We start from the raw sequence: 20,974 nt of genomic DNA, 5'->3' as shown, positions 1-20,974 counted from the left end.
CATGAAATACCTCCTCCTATTCCTGCTCCCTTGTATCACCTTTGCCCAGGATAAAGCTACAGAATTTGCCAACAGTGTCTTTGAGGCTTGCCGGGCTAACGATATGAAGCGTTATGAAGATCTCCTGGCTACACCTGAAGTGATAAAGAGTTTCATGCAGCAGGTCGACCCCACGATCCCGGACGAAATGATACCTAAGGCTTTTGAACTGTACAAGGCCAGGGGAATAAAACAGTTCCAGAAATGGCAGGACACAGCCAAAGAAATGGGGCTTGACCTCTCAAAAGTCACTATAACGAAAACGGAGGCATCAGATCGCGAAATGAAACTGAAAAGGGAAGGCAGACGGCTTGATCCTATTACCGTTACAGATATCAGCATTTATTTTGACTGCTCCGGCAAAAAGCTTTGCTTTATCATCATGGATGCCATAAACGTTAACGGCAGCTATTACCTGACAGAGGAGTGCGTAAGGCTATACCTTGTCACTGATTGAGCCACTGATAGCGGGGGTTAATACCCTACCATAATTTCCACTTACTTTTTTTAGGGTTATCCGGCAAATCAAAAGGATAATCGATCTCGATAAGATCTTTCTTCAGGACATCCCAGTCGGCAAGATCTTCTACAATAGACAAAACCATTTCCTTTGTAAGCGTTTCACCGCTATAAATTGAGGCAACTGTTGGCAAAGGCAGTTCTGTTTCAAAATAGTCAGAAGCATAATTGATATAGCTTTGCGGCTCGTAATCGAATATCGAAAGCATTTCTACCGAATTATCATCAAAGTTCTCGATGCTCCCTGCCTGCCATACGTTGCCTTCATTCCACAGGCAGAAGGTTGTGCCAATGGAATTGACCGGTTCGCCAAAAATGAACTCATCAAATTGTGCCGGCAGCCCTTTTGTTACCTGTTCCTTATCCGGCTGGGGATATTCGTGGACAAAGCCGTTTATGGCGCAGCCTGTGGCTGTAAACAGGATATGCATTTCATCACCCTGGCCATTTCGCATTTGCAGGCACTCCTCACCATCGCCCCATTTGCTGCTATAGGAGTAATACCGGAATTGCCATTCGGGCGAAAGTATAGCATCGAGTACGGAAATGGCCTTGCAGATGGATCTTAGCTTATCAGGTGATGGAAGAGTTGCGTGATCTTGGGTGGACGGCATGGCGAAAGGTTTTATCCAAATATAGGAGAAATTCCCTGAGCCATTGAAATTTATAGCCATAAAAAAAGCCCCTGATCTCTCAGAGGCTTTTGTGCGGGTGATAGGACTCGAACCTACACACCGTGAGGCACCAGATCCTAAGTCTGGCGTGTCTACCAATTTCACCACACCCGCAGGCTTTAAATGAACAAGTAGCGTTGTTTCATTATTGCGAATGCAAATATACGAACGTTTTCCATCTTTGCAAGCGAAAATCGAAATTTTTTAAAATTTATTTTTTCGTACTTTTGGCTAACGAACGTATATCACTAATTTTAAATGGATAACATAAAAAACTATGTGCAGCAGCACAAGCAAAGATTTATTGACGAACTTATAGAATTACTTAAAATACCATCCGTGAGCGCTGACAGCGCGTATTCGCAGGATGTGATCAACACAGCCGATGCCGTTAAGGCCAGCCTCGAAAAAGCAGGCTGCGACAAGGTGGAGCTTTGCGAAACGCCGGGCTACCCGATCGTATACGGTGAAAAGATGATCGACCCCAACCTCCCGACCGTGCTTGTATACGGCCACTATGATGTGCAGCCGCCGGACCCGGTCGACCTTTGGGACTCGCCGCCATTTGAGCCGGTGATCAAAAAAACAGAACTGCATCCTGAAGGTGCCATTTTTGCACGAGGCGCCTGCGATGACAAAGGCCAGATGTACATGCACGTTAAAGCATTGGAATACATGGTGCAGAATAATGACTTGCCATGCAATGTAAAATTCATGATAGAAGGTGAGGAAGAGGTAGGTTCGCCAAGCCTTGCATGGTTCGTAGAGCGCAACCAGGAAAAACTCGCTAACGATGTGATCCTTATTTCCGACACGGGAATGATATCCAACCAGCAGCCGTCGATAACAACCGGGCTTCGCGGCCTTAGCTATGTTGAGGTGGAAGTTACAGGCCCTAACCGCGACCTGCATTCAGGATTGTATGGCGGTGCGGTAGCAAATCCCATCAACATCCTTGCAAAGATGATCGCGCAGCTGCACGATGAGAACAACCATATTACCATTCCGGGTTTTTATGACCGGGTGCAGGAGCTATCGCGCGAGGAACGCGATGAGATGGCAAAAGCGCCGTTCTCACTCGACAACTACAAAAAAGCGCTTGACATAGAAGACATATACGGCGAGGCGACTTACACGACCAATGAGCGCAACTCCATCCGCCCGACGCTTGACGTGAACGGCATTTGGGGCGGCTATACCGGCGAAGGCGCCAAAACGGTCATTGCCAGTAAGGCCTACGCCAAAATATCGATGAGGCTGGTGCCTGACCAGGACTGGAACGAAATTACAGAACTGTTCACGAAGCATTTTGAAAGCATTGCCCCAAAAGGTGTTCGCGTAAAAGTGAAGCCACACCACGGCGGGCAGGCTTATGTAACGCCTATCGACAGCATAGGCTACCGTGCCGCAGCGGCTGCTTATGAAGAAAGCTTTGGCATTAAACCGATACCGGTACGTTCGGGGGGAAGCATCCCTATTGTCGCGCTCTTCGAAAAAGAGCTTAAGAGTAAAACCATCATGATGGGCTTTGGCCTTGACAGCGATGCGATACACTCGCCAAACGAGCACTACGGTATTTTCAACTACATGAAAGGCATCGAGACCATTCCGTTGTTCTACAAGCATTTTACAGAGATGAGTAAATAAACTTTTTAATTTCAACTTCCCATCCCGAATAAAGCTGCCCCTCTCCTTTGAAGAGGGGCTTGAGGGATGAGACTATTATGATCCTCGCATTCGACTCCTACTATTTCGACAACAAGGCAAAAACTGTCGCCCTCCAATTTGCCGACTGGCAGGATGCAGAGCCGATTGCCGTATATTCTGAAATATTACAGGGGATCGCGGAGTATGAGCCGGGGAATTTTTACAAAAGGGAACTGCCGTGCATCCTCAGCCTGATGAAGCAGATCGATCTGAGCAAAATCACCTGCATCATAATTGATGGTTTTGTTTATTTGGATGATGACAAAACTCACGGCCTTGGCGGCCATTTGTACAGTGTTTTAGAAGTTAAGACCCCTGTCATTGGCGTAGCAAAAACCAACTTTGCCACCATAGAAAAGCTCAAAGCACCTGTATACCGCGGTGAGAGCAAAAACCCATTGTTTGTAACTGCCATCGGGTTAGCGTTGAATGATTCTGCACGAAATATCCAAGCCATGCATGGAACTTACCGCATGCCTACACTACTCCAAAAGCTTGACGGTCTTACAAAAGCTGATGGGTAAAAGCTTTTTTGCTTCACACCACTGTGGCTGCGACTGAAATTATTCCTTCCCAAAAGTAGCCTTCCAGGCCCCTGTGCTCCATAGCGGCCAGATGACCAATAGTGGTTGCAGGAAAAGGCGCATCGATCGAAGATTATCGGTATTCAATCCAAAGGCATCCACATGGTTTTTATATTGTGCATAATTGCCAGGGAATATGGCAATGAAGAAGATCGCCGCGAGCCAGCCTACATATACTTTATACCTTCCAAACGCAACAAGCATCAGCCCCAAAGCTATTTCTGCAATGCCCGACAGCAATACTACAAGATCATCTTCCAGCGGTACCCAATCAGGGACTTGCGCCAGGAAGTCGGTACGGGCAAATGTGAGGTGGCTGGCACCCGTAAAGAGCAGCGTCAGGCCCAGCAATATCCTGAAGGCGTCCTGGGTTCTGGTTGTAAGTACAGTACTTTTCATATCCGTGACCATTTTATTGGGTTAAAGCTAAAGGTAGGAAAATCAATACTCCCATGTTACTTTTCTGAAATTTAAATAATTGTGAATTTTTAAACCTAAAAAAATCACTAAAAAGTTGCACGGATAAATTTTTATTCTACATTTGTAGAAACAATTCTAAAATTGTAGAGCAATGCAATTAACAAAGACCGAAGAACAACTGATGGAATTGCTATGGAAGCAGGAAAAAGCCTTTATGAAAGACCTGCTAGAGCTATTCCCCGACCCCAAGCCGGCTACAACTACCGTGGCAACCTTACTAAAGCGCATGGCCGATAAAGGGTTTGTGGGCTATAAAGAGTACGGCAAGAGCCGTGAGTACTTTCCGATGGTGGAAAAATCCGATTACTTTTCGAAACAGGTGAACGGAATGATAAAAAGCTTCTTCAATAATTCCGCTGCACAGTTCGCCTCCTTCTTTACCAAGGAGACCGACCTGAATGCCTCAGAACTCGAAGAACTCCGCAAGATCATTGATAAGGAGATCCAAAAGAAAAAGTAATGAGCCACTTCCTCATCACATCGACCATAAGTATGGCGATCCTTCTCGGACTGTACCACCTACTGCTCGAACGGGAGAAAATGCACTGCTTCAACAGGTTTTACCTGTTAGCATCGCTCGTTTTCTCATTGGCCGTTCCGTTCCTGACCATCGAGGTTTACACCGAAGTTGCCGCCGAACCGATGCCCGTTTTGGAAAACCTCCCTAGTACACCGGCTGGCCTGAGTGCTCCGGTGATTGAAGAAGCAAATTATTTGCCATACATTATTTTCGGAATTTATGCATTTGTTGTCATCGTATTGATGGCGCGATTTATGGTCAACTTCTTGCGGATGATAAAAAAGGTCCGCTCCAACGAGAGCATTCCATATAAAAATGCCCGGCTGGTATTGGTTGAAGATGAAATACTGCCGCACACGTTCCTGGACAATATCTTCATCAATAAAGTAGAATACTGCCGACGGGCCATTGAGCCCGAATTATTTACGCACGAATTGGTGCACGTAAGCCAGAAACACACGCTCGACATCCTTTTCATCGAAATGCTAAAGGCTGTCCTGTGGTTTGATCCTATGTTATATTTCTATAAGAGGGCCATACAGCTCAACCATGAGTTCCTTGCAGATGAGGTAGTGGTTGCTTTTGCTAATGTTGCCAATTATCAAATGCTTTTGCTGCAAAAAACCCATCCTGCGACATTGTACCCGCTTGCCAGCAGCCTTAATTTTTCTGTAACCAAAAAACGTTTTACCATGATGACAAAAGCCACCACAACATCCAGGGCACTGGTGCTGAAACTTTCGGCCGTGCCTGTTGTTGCCGGGTTGATCGCCCTGTTGTGTATTGAGACCGTAGCACAGGAAAAGCCTGTGAATAAAAGACCCGAAAAGGTAATGCCTCATTCCGGGCAAACCAATAATGAAAGGCGTGATGCGTACTACAAAGGCGTTCGCGTGATAATTAACGATAAAGCCAGCGACATCAGGATAGATAAGATGTTTGAAGACCTGACGGAAGAACAAAAACAAAAGTATCATTTTTATGCGCCGGAGACATATGCTATAAAGCATCCATCAAAACAGGAATATGAACTCTTTAAAAATAAAAAGGGTTATGCCCTGCAAATTGACGGAAAAGATGTTGACAATGCGGTGCTGAACAAGTATAAGCCTGAAGATTTTGCCTACTACTCAGGGTATACCATGAGCAAAAGGGCCCTGACCAAAGCGAAGCCCCAGATATTTCATTACCAGCTTTACACGCCTGAATATTTTGAAAAACACCTTAAGGGCACGGATCAGCATTATCCGGGTGGCACATTTACAATGACAATAACAAAAGAACTTAAAGATGTTGAACCTGTTGCCAATAGAAAAGTAGTTAAAAGTGGTGACTGGGCTGATGTGGAATTTTACCTGAAACAGGATACGCTCTACAGTCCCGGCGACCTGGACGAGCAGCCCCTATTTCCGGGAGGCATGGACGGGCTTTATGCACTTATCGCTAAAAACTTCAAACGTCCTGATGCGGCAGGAAGCACCAATGCAAAGATATATGTAAGCTTTGTGGTCGAAAAGGACGGCAGTATGTCTGAAATAAAGATCTTGAGGGACCCTGGTAGGGGGCTGGGCGCTGAAGCCGAACGCGTATTAAAGGGAATTACAGAAAAATGGAAGCCGGGCATAAAAAACAAAAAGGCAGTGCGGACATTGTATACATTACCGATCAGCATTAATGTTGGAAAATAAACCGGGAGGATCATGATAAATTACCTCATTTCATCGGCCATAAGCATGGGAGTTTTGCTCGGGCTGTACCACCTGCTCTTAGAAAGGGAAAAAATGCACCATTTCAACAGGTTCTATCTGCTGTGTGCCTTAGTACTATCGCTTATTATGCCTCTCATAGAACTTCCTTTTCCGGTTCGGATAATAGAGAAGCCTGTAATTCTAAATGCCGTGCCGCACGAACTGATGCTGCCATCAGTGCCATCTGTCGTTACCGCTGAAACAACCGATCACATGCCTACTTTGCTTTGGTGTATTTACGGTATTGTTGCATTCGCAATGGCTATTCGATCTATGGTTAACATAGGACGATTTTACAGCATAAAAAAACAAGGAGAACGAGTTAGTTACCGGGGTGCGGCATTAGTTCTTTTTAAAGAAGATATCCTGCCGCACACTTTCCTTGGCACGATCTATATTTCCGAAAAAGACTATCAGGAAAGATTGGCGACCCCTGAACTGCTTTCGCACGAACTGGCTCACATACGCCAGCGCCATACGCTCGATGTACTTTTCATAGAAGCTGTAAAGGTGGCGCTTTGGTTCAACCCGCTGGTGTACCTGTATAAAAAAGCCATACAGGTGAACCACGAGTTCCTGGCCGACGAAAACGTGGTGCGGAGCCATCTCAATATTCCGGCATACCAGCAACTGCTTTTAACTAAGGCGCTTCCTGCAGGGATATATCCTCTGGCAAGCAGTATTAATTTCAGTATAACCAAAAAAAGATTTATAATGATGACAAAAACCACTTCAAAAAGTAAGGCGGCGCTGTTGCAGATCGCAGTATTGCCCGTAGCCGCGACACTGATGCTGTTTTCGTGCAGTACATCCGAAATGAATGAAAACCGAACTGTCAGCGCTTCCGTTAATGCTACTGATGTTACATCTGTAGATAAGGTAGATGTTGAATCGGTCACCGAAGATGAAAAACGGGAATTGCTGGTAACGGAACCTAAGATATTCGATGACCCATCGGCAAGCTATCATAAGATAACACTAACTGAAAACAAAAAGGATGGCAGCACGTCAACCAAAGTCAGTTATGCAAAAAGATCGGTAGAACCTGATTACGAACGCGACCAGGAGAGCCGGGTAGCCAAGATCGACCCTAACGATCTTGTGAGCATTAACGTATACTCCCTTACTGAAGCGCAGATGGATTCGCTTCACGACGCACGCCCCAATAAATATACTGACACTAACCATCTCAATTATAGCATGATGGTATATATGCTGAAAAATGGAGAGGTGATACGGGAGATCTTTTTAAAAAAGACCGTAGCTCTAAAATAGTTATCGAGATCTGCCCTTGTGGCGGATCTCCTGCTATTTGGTAAAACATACTACCTGTTTATAACATTATATCGAAAAACGCGTTACATTTGTGTGATCAATCATCAATCATCAAAAACGATAATCATGTTAAAACGCTTTTTCATCATCTCTTCAGGGGTCGACAAAGACCTCATTTACAGCTGCTCCAATGGGGAGCAAAACAAGTACGCCGGCATAGGGGCAACCGTATTCTTTACAGCCCTCATGGCATGGATAGCCGCGGGTTATGCACTATACACAGTGTTCGATAATGTGTGGATGGCCGCATTTTTCGGGTTCATTTGGGGATTGCTCATCTTCAACCTCGACCGGTACATTGTATCGACCATTCGCAAGCGCAACCGATTCGGGCAGGAACTTTTGCAGGCCACCCCGCGCATACTGCTGGCAATGATCATTGCCATTGTTATATCAAAACCACTGGAGATAAAGATCTTCCAAAAAGAGATCGATACTGTACTGCTCAGGGAAAAAAATGATATGGCCCTGGCCAATAAAAAGCAGATCGCCAACTATTTCCAGGGAGACCTCGACAAGAACAAAGCTGATACTGACAGCCTGAGATCGGCCATTACCCAAAAGGAAAAAGAAGTAAACGCTTTGTACAGCACCTACATTACAGAAGCCGAAGGTACAAAAGGGACCATGAAGCTTGGCAAAGGCCCCGTATATTCAGAAAAGCGCGACAAGCATGACGCAGCCCTGAAGGAGCTGGAAGCATTGCGAAAAGCCAACAACGACAAGATAACCGCAAAGGAAAAAGAAGCCGCTACGCTGAAAACCGACCTCGACAAAAAGATAAACGAATCGCAGCCTGTGATCGATGGTTTCGACGGGCTGATGGCGCGCATCAACGCGCTGGACAAACTGCCCTGGCTGCCGTCATTTTTCATCATGCTGTTGTTTTTAGCTATCGAAACTTCGCCAATTATCGCCAAGCTGCTTTCGCCTAAAGGGGAATATGACTTTAAACTGGAAGATGCCGAAATGGCTGTAAAAACCAACCTGGAGCAGAACAATTACCAGCGCGAACTGCTAAAAACTACCGATGCAGGCATTTATGACGATGTGTATGCCGAGATACGAAACGACCGCGAGCTTTACAACTATAAGAAAAAGAAAGCCATTGAGATGCTCGAAATGCAGGCGGACAAGTTTGCCGAAAAGCAGAAAGGGGTGATGTAGTTTTTTTGACCGGATCTCTGAAGTTGATCCTACAAAAATGATCCTGTTATTCTAAACGGAGCCTGCATAGTCGAAAGATTCTCATTTTTGAGGGTTCTCTCTTCACAGGCTCCGCTTGAAATGACAGTTAGCAGCGTTATCCTGACGGACGTATGTTACGGGACCTATCCTACTAAAAAAGCACCGTTATACGTCCAAAAATCCGAGCGTTTCCTCCATGAACTGTTTCGGGTTCTCGGCATGGAGCCAGTGCCCGGAGTTGGCGATGCCTTTTATTTCGGCATTGGGGAAATGGGTCTTTATCAGGGCAAAGTCTTCATCTTTTATATAGTTGGAACGGTCGCCGCGCAGGAAAAGCGTTGGTCCGTCAAACTTGGTCCCTTCCGGCAATGCCTGCCCGATATTATCTATCTTTTCGTTGAACACATCGAGGTTAAAGCGGTACGCCAGCTGCCCCGGCTCTTTCCAATACAGGTTTTTCATGAGGAACTGACGGGTTCCGGCATCGTCAATATGCTGCGAAAGGATAGCCTCCACATCCGACCTTTCCGGCTTTACTGAAAGATCGACAGCATTGAGCCCTGCTAAAATGTCCTGATGGTGCGGACGGTAATATTTGGGGCCAATGTCGGCTACTAAAAGCCTGCCAACCCTTTCGGGATATTTCACGGCAAAGAACATGGCTGCCTTCCCTCCCATTGAATGACCTATGATGTCCGTTTTGTCGAGATCGTTAGCATCGCAATATTCCACAAGGTCCTGCACCATAACATCATAACTGAACTCATCCGAATGAAAGCTCTTCCCATGGTTGCGCATATCAATTGCGTGTACCTGAAATCCTTTGGCCGCATACTGCCCGCCCAAAGTTTTCCAATTGTCTGACGTGCCTAAGAAGCCGTGTATGATGAGCAGGGGCTTCCCTTTTCCTTCTATCCTTGAATACAGCATGTTATTTGAGTTTTTGCAGGTACATATTGATCACATTCTCTAATCCCAGGTACAGCGATTCCGCGATAAGCGCGTGTCCTATGGATACCTCGTGCAGCCCGGGTATATTCTCCTTAAAGAATTTGATATTGTCAAGGCTCAGGTCGTGCCCGGCATTCACGCCAAGGCCAAGGCTGTTGGCAAGTGTGGCGGCATCAGTGTAAGGCTTTATCCCCTGGTGGTTGCCAAGGCCATACTCGTGCGCAAACGCCTCGGTATAGAGTTCTATCCTTTCAGCACCGGTTTCTTTGGCACCCTCTATCATAGTAAGTACCGGGTCGACGAATATCGATGTGCGGATCCCGTTGCGGTGGAATTCCTGTATCACTTCCTGCAAAAAGCTTTTGTGCTTTAGGGTGTCCCAGCCGGCATTTGAAGTAATGGCATCATCCGCGTCCGGGACCAGTGTTACCTGTGTGGGCTTTGTTTCCAGAACAAGGTCGATGAATTTAGGTACCGGGTTGCCTTCAATGTTATATTCGGTATACACCACAGGCACGAGGTCGCGGGCATCCTGGTAGCGGATGTGCCTTTCGTCGGGCCTTGGATGGATGGTTATTCCTTCGGCACCAAAGCGCTGCACATCGGCGGCTACTTTTAGAAGATCGGGAACATTACCGCCCCTTGAATTACGCAGGGTAGCTATTTTATTTATGTTGACACTGAGTTTTGCCATATCTTTGTTAAGTCTGCTTTTACAGCAAAAATACGAAGTTAAAAAGGCAGAATATCCTTATTTTTGATTATTTTGCATAATATTTAGCACAACCCCGATGACTGACATTTCCGACTTCCTGAGCAATACCGTGAAACCGCTGCGCACCACCGACACCGTTGCCGACGCGCAGGACCTTTTTGCAGAATACCCGTTCTCGCACTTCCCTGTGCTGGAAGAAGGCGTATATATAGGGTGTGCCATAGCAGAAGATACGGAGCTGATGGATATTGAAACAACCATGGCCGGCCTTCGGTATAACTTTGAACGTTTTTTTGTACGCGATACAACGATTTGGCTGGATGTGCTGGAGGTTTTTGCCAAGAATGAAACCAACCTGCTGCCTGTGCTCAGTGCCGATAATACATACCTTGGCTATTATGAGATCACCGATATTATAACGATGTTCCACCAAACGCCGTTTTTGAAGGAAGAAGGCGGCATACTGGTAGTAGAGAAAGGCATTACCGACTACAGCATGAGCGAAGTGGCGCAGATAGTAGAAAGTAACAATGGCAGGCTGCTGGGCTTTTTCATATCGCAGGCCGATATACAAAAAGTGCAGATCACACTGAAGATAAGCCTGGGCGGGCTGAGTGAAATCATACAGACCTTCAGGCGCTATAATTACGACATCATTTCGGAGCACCAGGAAGATGCCTACCTGAATACGCTTAAGGACCGATCGGACTATCTGGACAAATACCTGAATATCTAGCACAAATGAAAATAGCAATTTACGGGCAGTACTATAAGGACAATACCGAAGAGATCATCGACAGGCTGCTGGCGGTTTTCGACAGTTATGGCCCGCACATTGCCTTTGAATCGAATTTTTACGATACCCTGGCAGAAAAGGAACTGCTCACAGGTCGAAATTATCCTGTGTTTGCGAATCATGAAGAACTGAACGGCTTTGACATCCTGATTTGCATCGGTGGCGACGGCACGATGCTGAGGGCAGCCACCTACGTACGCGACAAGAACATCCCGATCGTGGGCATCAATGCCGGAAGGCTCGGATTTTTAGCGACCGTACAACAGGAAGCCATTCCACACCTGCTGCCGCTGCTATTCGAAAATAAATATAAAATATCGCCGCGCACCCTGCTTTCTGTAGATTATGACGGCAAGCCCGAAACCCCGGCCGATGAGCTGGATTTCGCGCTGAACGAAGTGACCGTGAGCCGAAAGGACACCACCTCGATGATAACCATTGAGACCCGCCTGAACGGGGAATACCTGAATTCTTATTGGGCGGACGGACTTATTATCTCCACTCCTACCGGATCTACAGGCTATTCGCTGAGTTGCGGCGGCCCCGTACTGATGCCCGAAGTGAGCAGCCTGGTAATAACGCCTATTGCCCCGCACAACCTTAACGCGCGTCCATTGGTAATCCCTGACGATACCGAGATCGAATTAAGGGTAAGCAGCCGTGAGGAACAACACCTGGTGTCACTCGACTCCCGCATCATATCGATGGATGTGGAAACCTGCATCTGCATTAAAAAGAAAGGATTTAAAATAAACCTTGTAGAATTTGCCGAGGAGAAATTTACCGATACACTGCGAAAAAAACTGCTTTGGGGTGAGGACAAGAGGAATTAATCCGAAAGATCTATTTCACGCAAAGGCGGCAAACATATAGTGGACCGATATTTTCTTAAGCCGCGATTTATTGCTTCGCAGTATTCGGGCACTATACTTTCCTCCTTACCGGCTTTTGGTGAAATTTAGAGACAACTTTACCCACAAATTTATCACGCACGCATACTACATACACACTTCTTCCGTTTTCAAGTCTGTAAGTTGCCGAATTATGTATTTTTTAAGGATGTAAATTCGGTATTAATAGGCAGATTAGAAATCTATATTACTATATTTGCACCCAATTTTGTAGAATGAAGAGGACTGTATTTTTGATATTGATAATCATGACGGCATTCAGGAGCGAAGCCCAGATCAACGAACTGGGTATTTTCGCGGGTGGCGCTAATTACATAGGCGATGTAGGGCCTACGGATTATGTCGCGCCCAATGACCTTGCCCTTGGTATCATTTACAAATGGAACCGCAGCCCAAGGCATTCGTGGAGGGCATCCTTTACTTATGGAAAACTGTCTTCGGAAGATAAGGACTCTGAGATGTCCGGCAGGAAACAGCGCGGCTACAAATTTGAGAACAGCGTAAAGGAATTATCTTTAGGGCTTGAATTCAATTTTTTTGATTTCAACCTGCATGAATCGGACTTACAGGTCACTCCTTATATATACGGAGGACTGAGCTATTTTTGGTATAACGACATTTATATAAACACACTTACGCGGGAAACGCATAGCGGCGATTCGAAAGGCGGGCTTTCCATACCCATGACCGTGGGTGTAAAGGCAAACATAATAAAAAATATGGTCCTTGGATTTGAAGTGGGCGCACGTACAACATTTACAGACAACCTCGATGGAAGCAATCAGGAAGACAATCAGCAATTCCGTTTCGGGAACCTTGAAAGCAAGGACTGGTATGTATTCTCAGGCTTTACCCTAACCTACACTTTTGGCGAGAAGCCGTGCTATTGCGACTAGATCTATGGATACAACTACCACACTAAATACCGAAAACCTGCCAAAGCACCTAGCCATCATCATGGACGGCAATGGGCGCTGGGCAAAAAAGAAAGGTATGCTGCGTATGTTTGGCCATGAGAACGGCACCAAAGCTGTGCGGGAAACTGTAGAGAGCTGTGCGAAACTAGGCATTGAGTGCCTTACACTGTATGCCTTCTCTACCGAGAACTGGAACAGGCCAAAACTGGAGGTAGACACCCTGATGAACCTGCTGGTAAGCTCTCTTGAAAAAGAGCTGCCTACCCTGCAAAAGAACAGCATTAAGCTGAGCACGATAGGCAATACTGCCCTGTTGCCGGACAGCGCCCGTAAAAAGCTTCAGGACGTAATGGAGCTGACCCAGGGCAACAACCGCATGACGCTTACACTTGCCCTGAGCTATGGCTCGAGGGAGGAGATCATTTCGGCAGTGAAAATGATAAGCGAAAAAGTACAGAATAACCAATTAAACATAGCTGATATTAGCGAGTCGGTACTAAGCCAGCATTTGTATACGCACGACCTTCCGGATGTGGACCTTGTAATAAGGACCAGTGGGGAGCAGCGCATAAGCAATTTCCTGCTTTGGCAGGTTGCCTATGCCGAGTTGTACTTTACAGAAGTGCTTTGGCCCGATTTCAGGGAGAAAGACCTGCATGAAGCGATCATCAGTTACCAAAAAAGAGAACGTAGATTTGGAAAAACCAGTGAACAAGTTAAGTAACACGCACAAGCTCCGAACGGGCCTTGCAATACTTTTTGGCATTTTATTATTTGCAGGCACTTCGGCGAATGCCCAGGACTTTGGCACGATGGAGTCGCCAAGGGAATACATCCTTGCAGATATTACCGTAACAGGTAAGATCAGCTACAACGAGCAGACGGTCGTAAACTTCACCGGCCTTGAAAAGGGCCAGGTGATCCACGTTCCCGGAGAGGAAATAAGCGCGGCCATCAAAAAGCTATGGAGGCTGGGGCTTTTCAGCGACGTTAACTTTTACCAGAATAAAGTAGAGGGCGACAGCATATACCTTGAGCTGTACCTTAACGAATTGCCGAAGCTCAGCGATGTAAAGATCCAGGGCGTGCGCAAAGGTAAGATCGAAGGGCTTATTAAAGATACTGACCTTAATAAAGGTAAGATCGTAAATGAGAACCTTATTACGAACACCAAGAACTACATTGAGAACAAATACAGGAAAGACGGCTTTTTTAATACCAAAGTAGCGATCAATGTAATACCTGACAGTACCAATACCGTAAAGATGGTAGTGAACATTGACAGGGGCAAAAAGGTTCGTGTTTCGGATATTGAATTTAACGGTAACACACAGCTGACCGACGGCAAGCTGCGCGGTGCGATGAAAAACACAAAACGCAAGAGCAAATTCCCGCTCAACCCGCTGCGTATATTCAAGCCATCGAAATTCATAGCCGATAAGTACAAGGAAGACCTTGTGAGCGTGATCGACAAATACAAGGAGAAAGGTTACCGTGATGCCCGTATCACATCGGATACTGTAATATACAACCCGAAAAAGAACACGGTAGGCATCACCATCAACTTAGAGGAAGGTAACAAGTATTACTTCGGGGAAATAAAATACCTGGGTAATACCGTATACAACAACAACCAGCTAAACCAGATACTGGGCATTAAAAAAGGCGAGGTTTATAACGGCGTTATGCTCCAGAAACGTATCGCTGACCCAACAAAACCGGATGGCGATGACCTTACCAACCTGTACCAGAATAACGGCTACCTGTTCTCTAACATCAATGCTGTGGAGGTAAGGACCTATAATGACACCATTGATTTTGAAATACGTATCGTGGAAGGCCCAATAGCTTATTTTAACAAAGTAAACGTAGTGGGTAACGATAAGACCAATGACCACGTAATATACCGCGAACTCCGCACAAGGCCTGGCCAGAAGTGGAACAAGGAAGATGTGATCGGCACCATCCGCGAATTGGGTGCGCTGGGCTTCTTTGACCCGGAAACCATCCGTCCTGACGTGCAAAACCCGGACCCTGCAACAGGAACGGTAGACATTGAGTGGAACGTGACCGAGAAAGGATCGAGCCAGATAGAACTTCAGGGAGGTTATGGTGGCGGTGGCTTCATTGGTACACTGGGGCTTTCGTTCAACAATTTCTCGATAAGGAATATTTTCAACAAGGAGGCTTACAACCCGCTGCCAATGGGCGACGGCCAAAAACTTTCGCTTCGTGCGCAGGGTAGTACCTATTTCCAAACGTACAGCCTGTCGTTCACTGAGCCATGGTTCGGGGGTAAAAAACCGATACAGCTATTCGGGTCGCTATCGCACAGTAAGCAATTCCTTTACAATTTCTCATCGCGTGATGTAGACAGGAACAGGAGCTTTACCATATCGTCCATATCACTGGGTATGTCTAAAAGGTTAAGTGAACCTGACTACTACATGAGGTTATCGCACTCGCTTACATTCCAATACTACAGTCTTAGTAATTATAACACAGGATTGTTTACCTTTGGTAACGGAACGTCTAAGAACCTTGCGTATACGGTAGAGCTGAGCAGGGACAACAGGGGCCGCAACCCTATTTACCCAACTTACGGTTCATTGTTCAGCGCGAGCTTCAGGACTACCTTCCCATATTCGCTGGTAAACGGGATTGACTATGCAGGCCTGAAGAATGAGGAGGCCTATAAACTTAAAAATGAGACAGGACTGCCTTACACGGGTGCTAATGGACAAACCATTAACCCCGGTGATTACATCAACAGCGATGGCAACCGTGTAGCGACTTATCAGGATGCAGCCGTAAACTCTGCCAAATACGACCAAAAAAGGTTTAACTGGCTGGAGTACTGGAAGTTTAAGTTCAAAGCCGATGCCTACACCAAGCTTGCAGGAGCGCCATCGCACGAACTGGTTTTGCGCGCATTGGGTGAATTCGGTTTCATGGGCGCATATAACTCTGACAGGGGATTAGTACCATTTGAAAGGTTCTACCTTGGTGGTGATGGTATGGCGAACTACGCACTTGACGGACGCGAGGTGATCCAGTTAAGGGGTTACCCTAACCAGTCGCTTTCGCCTATAGATGCTACCGGCATACAGATCGGTGCTACCATTTATAATAAATTCACACTGGAGCTGCGTTATCCTATTACACTGAAATCGCAGGCATCCATATACGCTCTTACATTCCTTGAGGCAGGTGCTTCGTATGACAGCTTTACCAACTACAACCCGTTCGCGCTTAAGCGTTCGGCAGGTTTCGGCCTAAGGGTGTTCATGCCGGCGTTCGGTCTACTGGGTATTGATTTTGGCCATGGATTTGACCCGCTTCCCGGACAGACACAAAAGAACGGATGGGAAACGCATTTTATCATAGGCCAGCAGTTCTAAAAAAATTGGCATGATATTTTCTAATACATAAAAAGCTATGAAGAAATATTTATTAACACTGGTTACTGTTTTAAGCTGCCTTGCCGCTGTAGCACAAGGTGCAAAAGGTGTAAAGATCGCTTACATCGACATGGATTACATCCTGAACAAAGCACCTGACTATGCCGAAGCAAAAAACCAACTGGAGCAGAAAGCGCAGAAATGGAAACAGGATATCGATGTAAAAAGGAGCGAGATAACCAAACTTGCCGATGCGCTAAAGGCCGAGAGGGCACTTTTGACCAAAGAGCTGATCGAAGAAAGGGAAGAAGAGATAACATATCTTGAAAAGGAGATGCTTGATTTCCAGGAAAAGAAATTCGGGCCTACGGGCGACCTTATAACACAAAAGTCGGTTCTTGTTAAGCCGATACAGGACCAGATATTTACGATAGTACAGGACCTGGCCGAGATACGTAAGTATGATTTTGTATTCGACAAATCATCAGACCTTACCATGCTTTTTGCGGCTAATAAGCACGATATAAGCGACCTTGTATTAAAAAGGATGGACCGCGCCGCCAAGCAGGAAACATTGAGCAGCCGCCAGCTTAAGAAGCTTGATGAAGAAGAAAAAGAGGAAGAGCGCAACTCGAATCCTGACATTATTGAAAGGCAGAAAAAACTTGACGATAAAAAAGCAGCGAAGCAAAAACTCGTAGACGACAAAAAAGCTGCTCAGCAAGCCAAACGCGATGCTTATGAAGCCAAAAAAGAACAGCTGAAGCAGGAGAGGGAAGCCAAAAAGAATGGCACTACACCCCCAACTGCAAAAACAGATGAACCTGCCGCAAGCAACAAAAGGAATGCCGCAACAGGAACCCCTGCGGGAGAAACGGACGGTGATGATGTTAAAGAGGGTGAGAATGCTACTTCGGTAAAAACAACAGCGACAGAAACCCCGAAAGACGGTACTAAGGCTGCTACAGACAAGCAAAATGCCGCAGCTGCCGCGAAGGAAGAACGTGAAAGGAAAGCTGCCGAAAAAGCCGCAGAAAAGAAAAAGGCTATAGAAGACAGGCAGGCCGAACTCCGCGCCAGGAGAGAAGCAGCCCAAAAAGCAAGAGAAGAAAAACAAAATAAGAATAAGCCGGCAGAAACAACACCTGCTGAACCGGCACCATCAACACCGGGTTCGCCAACAGATGGCAATGACCCTCAATAAACGGAACAAAAACAAAAAATTAATTATAAATTAGACAGATGATGAAACAAATGAGATCTTTATTAATCGCCGCCATATTTTTTGTGGGAATGAACCAGGTCGCATCGGCACAAGCTAAAGTAGCACACATTAACGTTATGGACCTGATGAGCACCATGCCGGATAAAAAAGCTGCTGATGCCCAACTTGAAAAGCTTACAAAAACCTATGACAATGATTATAATGCGATGGTGACCGAATTCAGGAATAAAGTTACGCAGTACGAAAAAGAGGCGGCTACAGTTACTGAGGCGGTTAATGAAACACGCAGCAAAGAAGTTCAGGATATGCAGAAGAGGATCCAGGAGTACCAGCAAAGCGCTTCTAAAGAGCTTCAGCAAAAGCAGGAGGATATCTACAAGCCTATCATCGATAAGGCAAGAGCTGCCATCTCTAAAGTTGCAAAAGCCAAAGGCTACCAGTATGTGCTTGATGCTTCTCAGGGAAGCGGCGTACTTGTACACGACGGTCCGGACCTTCTTGCCGATGTTAAAAAAGAACTTGGTTTCTAATAAACCTGTAAACCATATAGTACAAAACGGCTCAATTTGAGCCGTATTTTTTATATTTGCTAAATGGAGAATAGCAAAAACCCCATAGGATTATTTGATTCGGGAATTGGCGGGACGTCCATCTGGAAAGAAATACACAGCCTCCTGCCCGGCGAAGACACCATTTACCTAGCCGACAGCAAAAATGCTCCTTACGGCCAAAGGTCGAAAGAGGAGATCATCGCATTAAGCTGCAAGAATACCGAGTTCCTGTTGGAGCAGAACAGCAAGCTTATTGTTGTGGCCTGCAATACGGCAACCACTAATGCCATTAAGGAACTGCGCGAAAAATATGATGTGCCGTTCATTGGCATTGAGCCTGCGATAAAGCCGGCCGCCATTCATACCCAAACGAATGCTATTGGCATATTGGCCACAAAAGGGACCCTGTCCAGTGAACTGTTCAATAAAACCGTAGCGGATTTTAAAGGCGTTAATGTGGTGGAACAAGTGGGTTTCGGCCTCGTTGCGCTCATAGAATCGGGCAAGCTGCAATCAGAAGAAATAAGGGAGCTGCTTCGGGAATACCTGCAGCCCATGATCGATGCCAATATAGATCATCTTGTTTTGGGATGCAGCCACTACCCCTATCTAGTCCCGCAGATCAAAGAGATACTTCCGCCACATGTCAAAATACTAGACTCCGGCGCTGCAGTGGCCCGCCAAACGAAGAAAGTACTGGAAAGCACCCAAATGCTTAACCCTGACGCGAACCATAAAGGAAATCCCGTATTTTATTCCAATGCCAGCCCGGACGTACTGAACGGGATATTGGAAGATAAATACAATATAGAGACGAAGGATTTTTAGTAGCTGCCTACTCCTTGAACCACGAAGAATACATTACATAGTTATTGGAAATGCGGCCTATCTCACCTGCAAAATCCGAAGCATTGATATCCTTTACTTTTTTTGCGGGAATGCCTGCATAAATCGTACCGGACTCAACCACTGTGTTCTGCGTGACCACGGCACCGGCAGCAATGATAGTATTGCTTTCGATAACGCAATTATCCATAACGATGGCCCCCATTCCTATGAGTACGTTGTCTTTTACCGTACAGCCGTGCACAATGGCGTTGTGCCCTATCGAAACATTATTCCCGATCATTGTGGGGTGTTTGTGATAGGTACAGTGAATTATCGCCCCATCCTGGATATTGACCTTATCCCCGATCGTTATGTAGTTTACATCGCCCCTGATCACAGCATTGAACCACACGCTGCATTGTGACCCGAGAGTAACGTCGCCAACTATTGTAGCATTCTCCGCTACAAAACAATCTTCCGGTATCTGCGGGTATTTCCCGTTCACTTCTTTTATTACCATGGCTGTAAAAAAAACGTCCCGATAACATGATCATCGGGACGGAATTAATAATATTTTCTTTAGTATTAGTTAACTGCAGGACAGTTACAATCCCATTTCTCCCTTTTACAGAAAAGGTTGATACCAAGCGTTATCTGGTGGAAACCGCTGTTATCGAACCTTACGTTACCTGTAAGGTATGAATAGGTGTAAGCGAACATAAAGTTCTTATAATTCACACCAATGATAGGTGTAAAGTACTGTAGGTTTTGTTCAGAAGTACCGTTGCCATCTACATACTGGGCACCGTCAAGGCTCCTCCTGTATGACAGTCCGCCCCAAAGCCTTCCGAAATCCATTTCCTTGTACACTTTAAGGTTAACATCTATAGTCTTCTCTTTGGTCTCGTCTACCATTTGGAACATGATCGACGGTTCCCATTGAAGGCTTTCCTGTGAACCGAAAACATATCCGGCAGAGATAAGGTATTTTTTAAGGTTGTCGCTCTCAATATCGGTATAAATATCCCTTTTGCTGGCCAAAACGTTCTTAGCGGTAAAGTGTGCAAAGAAGTCCAGGTAATGGTAAGAAGCACCTATATCTACGTTAAAGTAAGAGTCTTTTTGCTGCATACCACCATCTACGATAGGGTCGAATTCAGGATCGAACTCGCTTTCGTCAAGACGGCTTTGGATAAGGCCGGCGCTCATACCGAATGAAAGCATGTTGAGATCGGCATCGCTACGCGAAAAGCGGATGTGGTGGGCATAGGTTAACTTTGCTCCTGTTTGTGAGTGGTAACCGTTCTTATCATTAAAAGCAATGATACCGATACCTGACTGCTCACCCAGGCTGGTGTTGAAGCTAAGGGTTTGCAATTGCGGTGCATCGTCCTGACCGAACCATTGCTGGCGTGCCGTAAGCCTTATCTTCGCACAATTTGCAGCTCCTGCCATTGACGGATGTATCAGGTAATAGTTGTCTGACAGATAATCCGAATAAACCGCAATACCTTCCTGCGAGAAAGACATTTGCGTTAATAGCAATCCAAAAATCAGGTAAATCTTTTTAAAATTCATGTTAACCTTATCGTTTAATTGAGATGACTTTTTAACCCTTCCCGGTAACATTCCAATCAGGCGATGGTTGTTGCAACGGCTTGTTCCCTTTGCCGTGCCCCCGTTCCCTCCCGGTAATTTTACGTAGCGGTCAAATATATAAATTTTTTGTTTTAGGTTGGCAAATTAATATTAATAATATTGTAAAAATGCTGTCATTGCTGACAGCATTCTTACAATTAACATTCATGTTATCTTTTCAGCGAGAAATGCGCCTTGAATTCACGCTTTTGATCGCCTATTGTGAACTCGACGGTGAACCAGTAAT

Annotated in this window: 21 protein-coding genes and 1 tRNA gene; 15 read left to right on the top strand and 7 right to left on the bottom strand. The window is 45.8% G+C overall.

From position 1 onward, the window contains the following. Position 1: 1 nt before the first annotated feature. Positions 2-496, top strand: coding sequence for a hypothetical protein (locus ACT6R0_RS06785; RefSeq protein WP_444653137.1), 495 nt, complete (start codon positions 2-4; stop codon positions 494-496). A gap of 25 nt (positions 497-521) precedes the next feature. Here the strand turns inward: ACT6R0_RS06785 and ACT6R0_RS06780 are convergent, their stop codons facing one another. Together ACT6R0_RS06780 and ACT6R0_RS06775 are read right to left on the bottom strand one after the other, a co-directional pair. Next, on the bottom strand, positions 522-1,172 hold the full coding sequence (locus ACT6R0_RS06780; protein ID WP_444653138.1) for a hypothetical protein: 651 nt from the start codon (positions 1,170-1,172) through the stop codon (positions 522-524). 92 nt (positions 1,173-1,264) lie between these two features. After that, positions 1,265-1,346, bottom strand: a tRNA-Leu gene (locus ACT6R0_RS06775). 144 nt (positions 1,347-1,490) lie between these two features. Between ACT6R0_RS06775 and ACT6R0_RS06770 the strand changes: the two genes are divergently transcribed. Together ACT6R0_RS06770 and ACT6R0_RS06765 are read left to right on the top strand one after the other, a co-directional pair. Then, positions 1,491-2,879, top strand: a complete 1,389-nt coding sequence (locus ACT6R0_RS06770; RefSeq protein ID WP_444653140.1) for a dipeptidase — start codon at positions 1,491-1,493, stop codon at positions 2,877-2,879. Positions 2,880-2,926: 47 nt separating this feature from the next. Beyond that, positions 2,927-3,463, top strand: coding sequence for an endonuclease V (locus tag ACT6R0_RS06765; RefSeq protein WP_444653141.1), 537 nt, complete (start codon positions 2,927-2,929; stop codon positions 3,461-3,463). Positions 3,464-3,502: 39 nt separating this feature from the next. Here ACT6R0_RS06765 and ACT6R0_RS06760 read toward each other — a convergent pair whose 3' ends face one another. Further along, positions 3,503-3,922, bottom strand: coding sequence for a DoxX family protein (locus ACT6R0_RS06760; RefSeq protein ID WP_444653142.1), 420 nt, complete (start codon positions 3,920-3,922; stop codon positions 3,503-3,505). 172 nt (positions 3,923-4,094) lie between these two features. Between ACT6R0_RS06760 and ACT6R0_RS06755 the strand changes: the two genes are divergently transcribed. From ACT6R0_RS06755 to ACT6R0_RS06740, 4 genes are all read left to right on the top strand, one after another. Continuing rightward, entirely contained in the window at positions 4,095-4,463 is a 369-nt protein-coding gene (locus ACT6R0_RS06755) for a BlaI/MecI/CopY family transcriptional regulator (protein WP_444653143.1), read from the top strand. After that, entirely contained in the window at positions 4,463-6,211 is a 1,749-nt protein-coding gene (locus tag ACT6R0_RS06750) for a M56 family metallopeptidase (protein ID WP_444653144.1), read from the top strand. The genes ACT6R0_RS06755 and ACT6R0_RS06750 overlap by 1 nt, the downstream gene beginning before the upstream one ends. 12 nt (positions 6,212-6,223) lie before the next feature. After that, positions 6,224-7,546, top strand: a complete 1,323-nt coding sequence (locus ACT6R0_RS06745) for a M56 family metallopeptidase (protein WP_444653145.1) — start codon at positions 6,224-6,226, stop codon at positions 7,544-7,546. Between the two features lie 126 nt (positions 7,547-7,672). Continuing rightward, positions 7,673-8,773: a DUF4407 domain-containing protein gene (locus ACT6R0_RS06740; protein WP_444653146.1), complete on the top strand. Its 1,101-nt coding sequence runs from the start codon at positions 7,673-7,675 to the stop codon at positions 8,771-8,773. 186 nt (positions 8,774-8,959) lie between these two features. Here ACT6R0_RS06740 and ACT6R0_RS06735 read toward each other — a convergent pair whose 3' ends face one another. Further along, positions 8,960-9,724, bottom strand: a complete 765-nt coding sequence (locus ACT6R0_RS06735; RefSeq protein WP_444653147.1) for an alpha/beta fold hydrolase — start codon at positions 9,722-9,724, stop codon at positions 8,960-8,962. 1 nt (position 9,725) lies between these two features. Then, positions 9,726-10,439, bottom strand: coding sequence for a pyridoxine 5'-phosphate synthase (locus ACT6R0_RS06730; RefSeq protein ID WP_444653149.1), 714 nt, complete (start codon positions 10,437-10,439; stop codon positions 9,726-9,728). Positions 10,440-10,536: 97 nt separating this feature from the next. On the opposite strand from ACT6R0_RS06730, the gene ACT6R0_RS06725 reads away from it, so the two are divergent. The 8 genes from ACT6R0_RS06725 (at position 10,537) to murI (ending at position 19,089) form a co-directional block, all read left to right on the top strand. After that, entirely contained in the window at positions 10,537-11,196 is a 660-nt protein-coding gene (locus ACT6R0_RS06725; protein WP_444653151.1) for a CBS domain-containing protein, read from the top strand. Positions 11,197-11,201: 5 nt separating this feature from the next. Then, complete coding sequence (locus tag ACT6R0_RS06720) at positions 11,202-12,089, top strand: NAD kinase (RefSeq protein WP_444653153.1); 888 nt, start codon at positions 11,202-11,204, stop codon at positions 12,087-12,089. Positions 12,090-12,382: 293 nt separating this feature from the next. Next, complete coding sequence (gene porG, locus ACT6R0_RS06715) at positions 12,383-13,063, top strand: type IX secretion system protein PorG (protein ID WP_444653154.1); 681 nt, start codon at positions 12,383-12,385, stop codon at positions 13,061-13,063. Between the two features lie 4 nt (positions 13,064-13,067). Next, positions 13,068-13,808: an isoprenyl transferase gene (locus ACT6R0_RS06710; RefSeq protein WP_444653155.1), complete on the top strand. Its 741-nt coding sequence runs from the start codon at positions 13,068-13,070 to the stop codon at positions 13,806-13,808. Continuing rightward, entirely contained in the window at positions 13,741-16,485 is a 2,745-nt protein-coding gene (locus ACT6R0_RS06705; RefSeq protein ID WP_444653156.1) for a BamA/OMP85 family outer membrane protein, read from the top strand. The genes ACT6R0_RS06710 and ACT6R0_RS06705 overlap by 68 nt, the downstream gene beginning before the upstream one ends. A gap of 37 nt (positions 16,486-16,522) precedes the next feature. Then, positions 16,523-17,689, top strand: a complete 1,167-nt coding sequence (locus ACT6R0_RS06700) for an OmpH family outer membrane protein (protein ID WP_444653158.1) — start codon at positions 16,523-16,525, stop codon at positions 17,687-17,689. A gap of 41 nt (positions 17,690-17,730) precedes the next feature. After that, positions 17,731-18,240 carry an OmpH family outer membrane protein gene (locus tag ACT6R0_RS06695; RefSeq protein ID WP_444653195.1) on the top strand — a complete coding sequence of 170 codons (510 nt, stop codon included), beginning with the start codon at positions 17,731-17,733 and terminating at the stop codon, positions 18,238-18,240. Between the two features lie 63 nt (positions 18,241-18,303). Then, on the top strand, positions 18,304-19,089 hold the full coding sequence (gene murI, locus ACT6R0_RS06690) for a glutamate racemase (RefSeq protein WP_444653160.1): 786 nt from the start codon (positions 18,304-18,306) through the stop codon (positions 19,087-19,089). A 7-nt stretch (positions 19,090-19,096) separates the two neighbouring features. Here the strand turns inward: murI and ACT6R0_RS06685 are convergent, their stop codons facing one another. After that, positions 19,097-19,609, bottom strand: a complete 513-nt coding sequence (locus ACT6R0_RS06685) for a gamma carbonic anhydrase family protein (protein WP_444653162.1) — start codon at positions 19,607-19,609, stop codon at positions 19,097-19,099. A gap of 65 nt (positions 19,610-19,674) precedes the next feature. Next, positions 19,675-20,667, bottom strand: a complete 993-nt coding sequence (locus ACT6R0_RS06680; RefSeq protein WP_444653163.1) for a PorP/SprF family type IX secretion system membrane protein — start codon at positions 20,665-20,667, stop codon at positions 19,675-19,677. Between the last annotated feature and the right edge of the window lie 307 nt (positions 20,668-20,974).

Origin of the sequence: Flavobacterium sp. (assembly GCF_052437795.1) — a bacterium.
Taxonomy (GTDB): domain Bacteria; phylum Bacteroidota; class Bacteroidia; order Flavobacteriales; family Flavobacteriaceae; genus Flavobacterium.
Note: the sequence above shows the minus strand (reverse complement) of the source record. Positions and strands in the feature narration are given on the sequence as shown.

Coding starts and splice junctions, on each gene's coding strand:
- ACT6R0_RS06785 (WP_444653137.1), top strand. CDS start 2: ATGAAATACCTCCTCCTATTCCTGCTCCCTTGTATCACCTTTGCCCAG.
- ACT6R0_RS06780 (WP_444653138.1), bottom strand. CDS start 1,172: ATGCCGTCCACCCAAGATCACGCAACTCTTCCATCACCTGATAAGCTA.
- ACT6R0_RS06770 (WP_444653140.1), top strand. CDS start 1,491: ATGGATAACATAAAAAACTATGTGCAGCAGCACAAGCAAAGATTTATT.
- ACT6R0_RS06760 (WP_444653142.1), bottom strand. CDS start 3,922: ATGAAAAGTACTGTACTTACAACCAGAACCCAGGACGCCTTCAGGATA.
- ACT6R0_RS06755 (WP_444653143.1), top strand. CDS start 4,095: ATGCAATTAACAAAGACCGAAGAACAACTGATGGAATTGCTATGGAAG.
- ACT6R0_RS06750 (WP_444653144.1), top strand. CDS start 4,463: ATGAGCCACTTCCTCATCACATCGACCATAAGTATGGCGATCCTTCTC.
- ACT6R0_RS06745 (WP_444653145.1), top strand. CDS start 6,224: ATGATAAATTACCTCATTTCATCGGCCATAAGCATGGGAGTTTTGCTC.
- ACT6R0_RS06740 (WP_444653146.1), top strand. CDS start 7,673: ATGTTAAAACGCTTTTTCATCATCTCTTCAGGGGTCGACAAAGACCTC.
- ACT6R0_RS06735 (WP_444653147.1), bottom strand. CDS start 9,724: ATGCTGTATTCAAGGATAGAAGGAAAAGGGAAGCCCCTGCTCATCATA.
- ACT6R0_RS06730 (WP_444653149.1), bottom strand. CDS start 10,439: ATGGCAAAACTCAGTGTCAACATAAATAAAATAGCTACCCTGCGTAAT.
- ACT6R0_RS06725 (WP_444653151.1), top strand. CDS start 10,537: ATGACTGACATTTCCGACTTCCTGAGCAATACCGTGAAACCGCTGCGC.
- ACT6R0_RS06720 (WP_444653153.1), top strand. CDS start 11,202: ATGAAAATAGCAATTTACGGGCAGTACTATAAGGACAATACCGAAGAG.
- porG (WP_444653154.1), top strand. CDS start 12,383: ATGAAGAGGACTGTATTTTTGATATTGATAATCATGACGGCATTCAGG.
- ACT6R0_RS06710 (WP_444653155.1), top strand. CDS start 13,068: ATGGATACAACTACCACACTAAATACCGAAAACCTGCCAAAGCACCTA.
- ACT6R0_RS06705 (WP_444653156.1), top strand. CDS start 13,741: ATGAAGCGATCATCAGTTACCAAAAAAGAGAACGTAGATTTGGAAAAA.
- ACT6R0_RS06700 (WP_444653158.1), top strand. CDS start 16,523: ATGAAGAAATATTTATTAACACTGGTTACTGTTTTAAGCTGCCTTGCC.
- ACT6R0_RS06695 (WP_444653195.1), top strand. CDS start 17,731: ATGAAACAAATGAGATCTTTATTAATCGCCGCCATATTTTTTGTGGGA.
- murI (WP_444653160.1), top strand. CDS start 18,304: ATGGAGAATAGCAAAAACCCCATAGGATTATTTGATTCGGGAATTGGC.
- ACT6R0_RS06685 (WP_444653162.1), bottom strand. CDS start 19,609: ATGGTAATAAAAGAAGTGAACGGGAAATACCCGCAGATACCGGAAGAT.
- ACT6R0_RS06680 (WP_444653163.1), bottom strand. CDS start 20,667: ATGAATTTTAAAAAGATTTACCTGATTTTTGGATTGCTATTAACGCAA.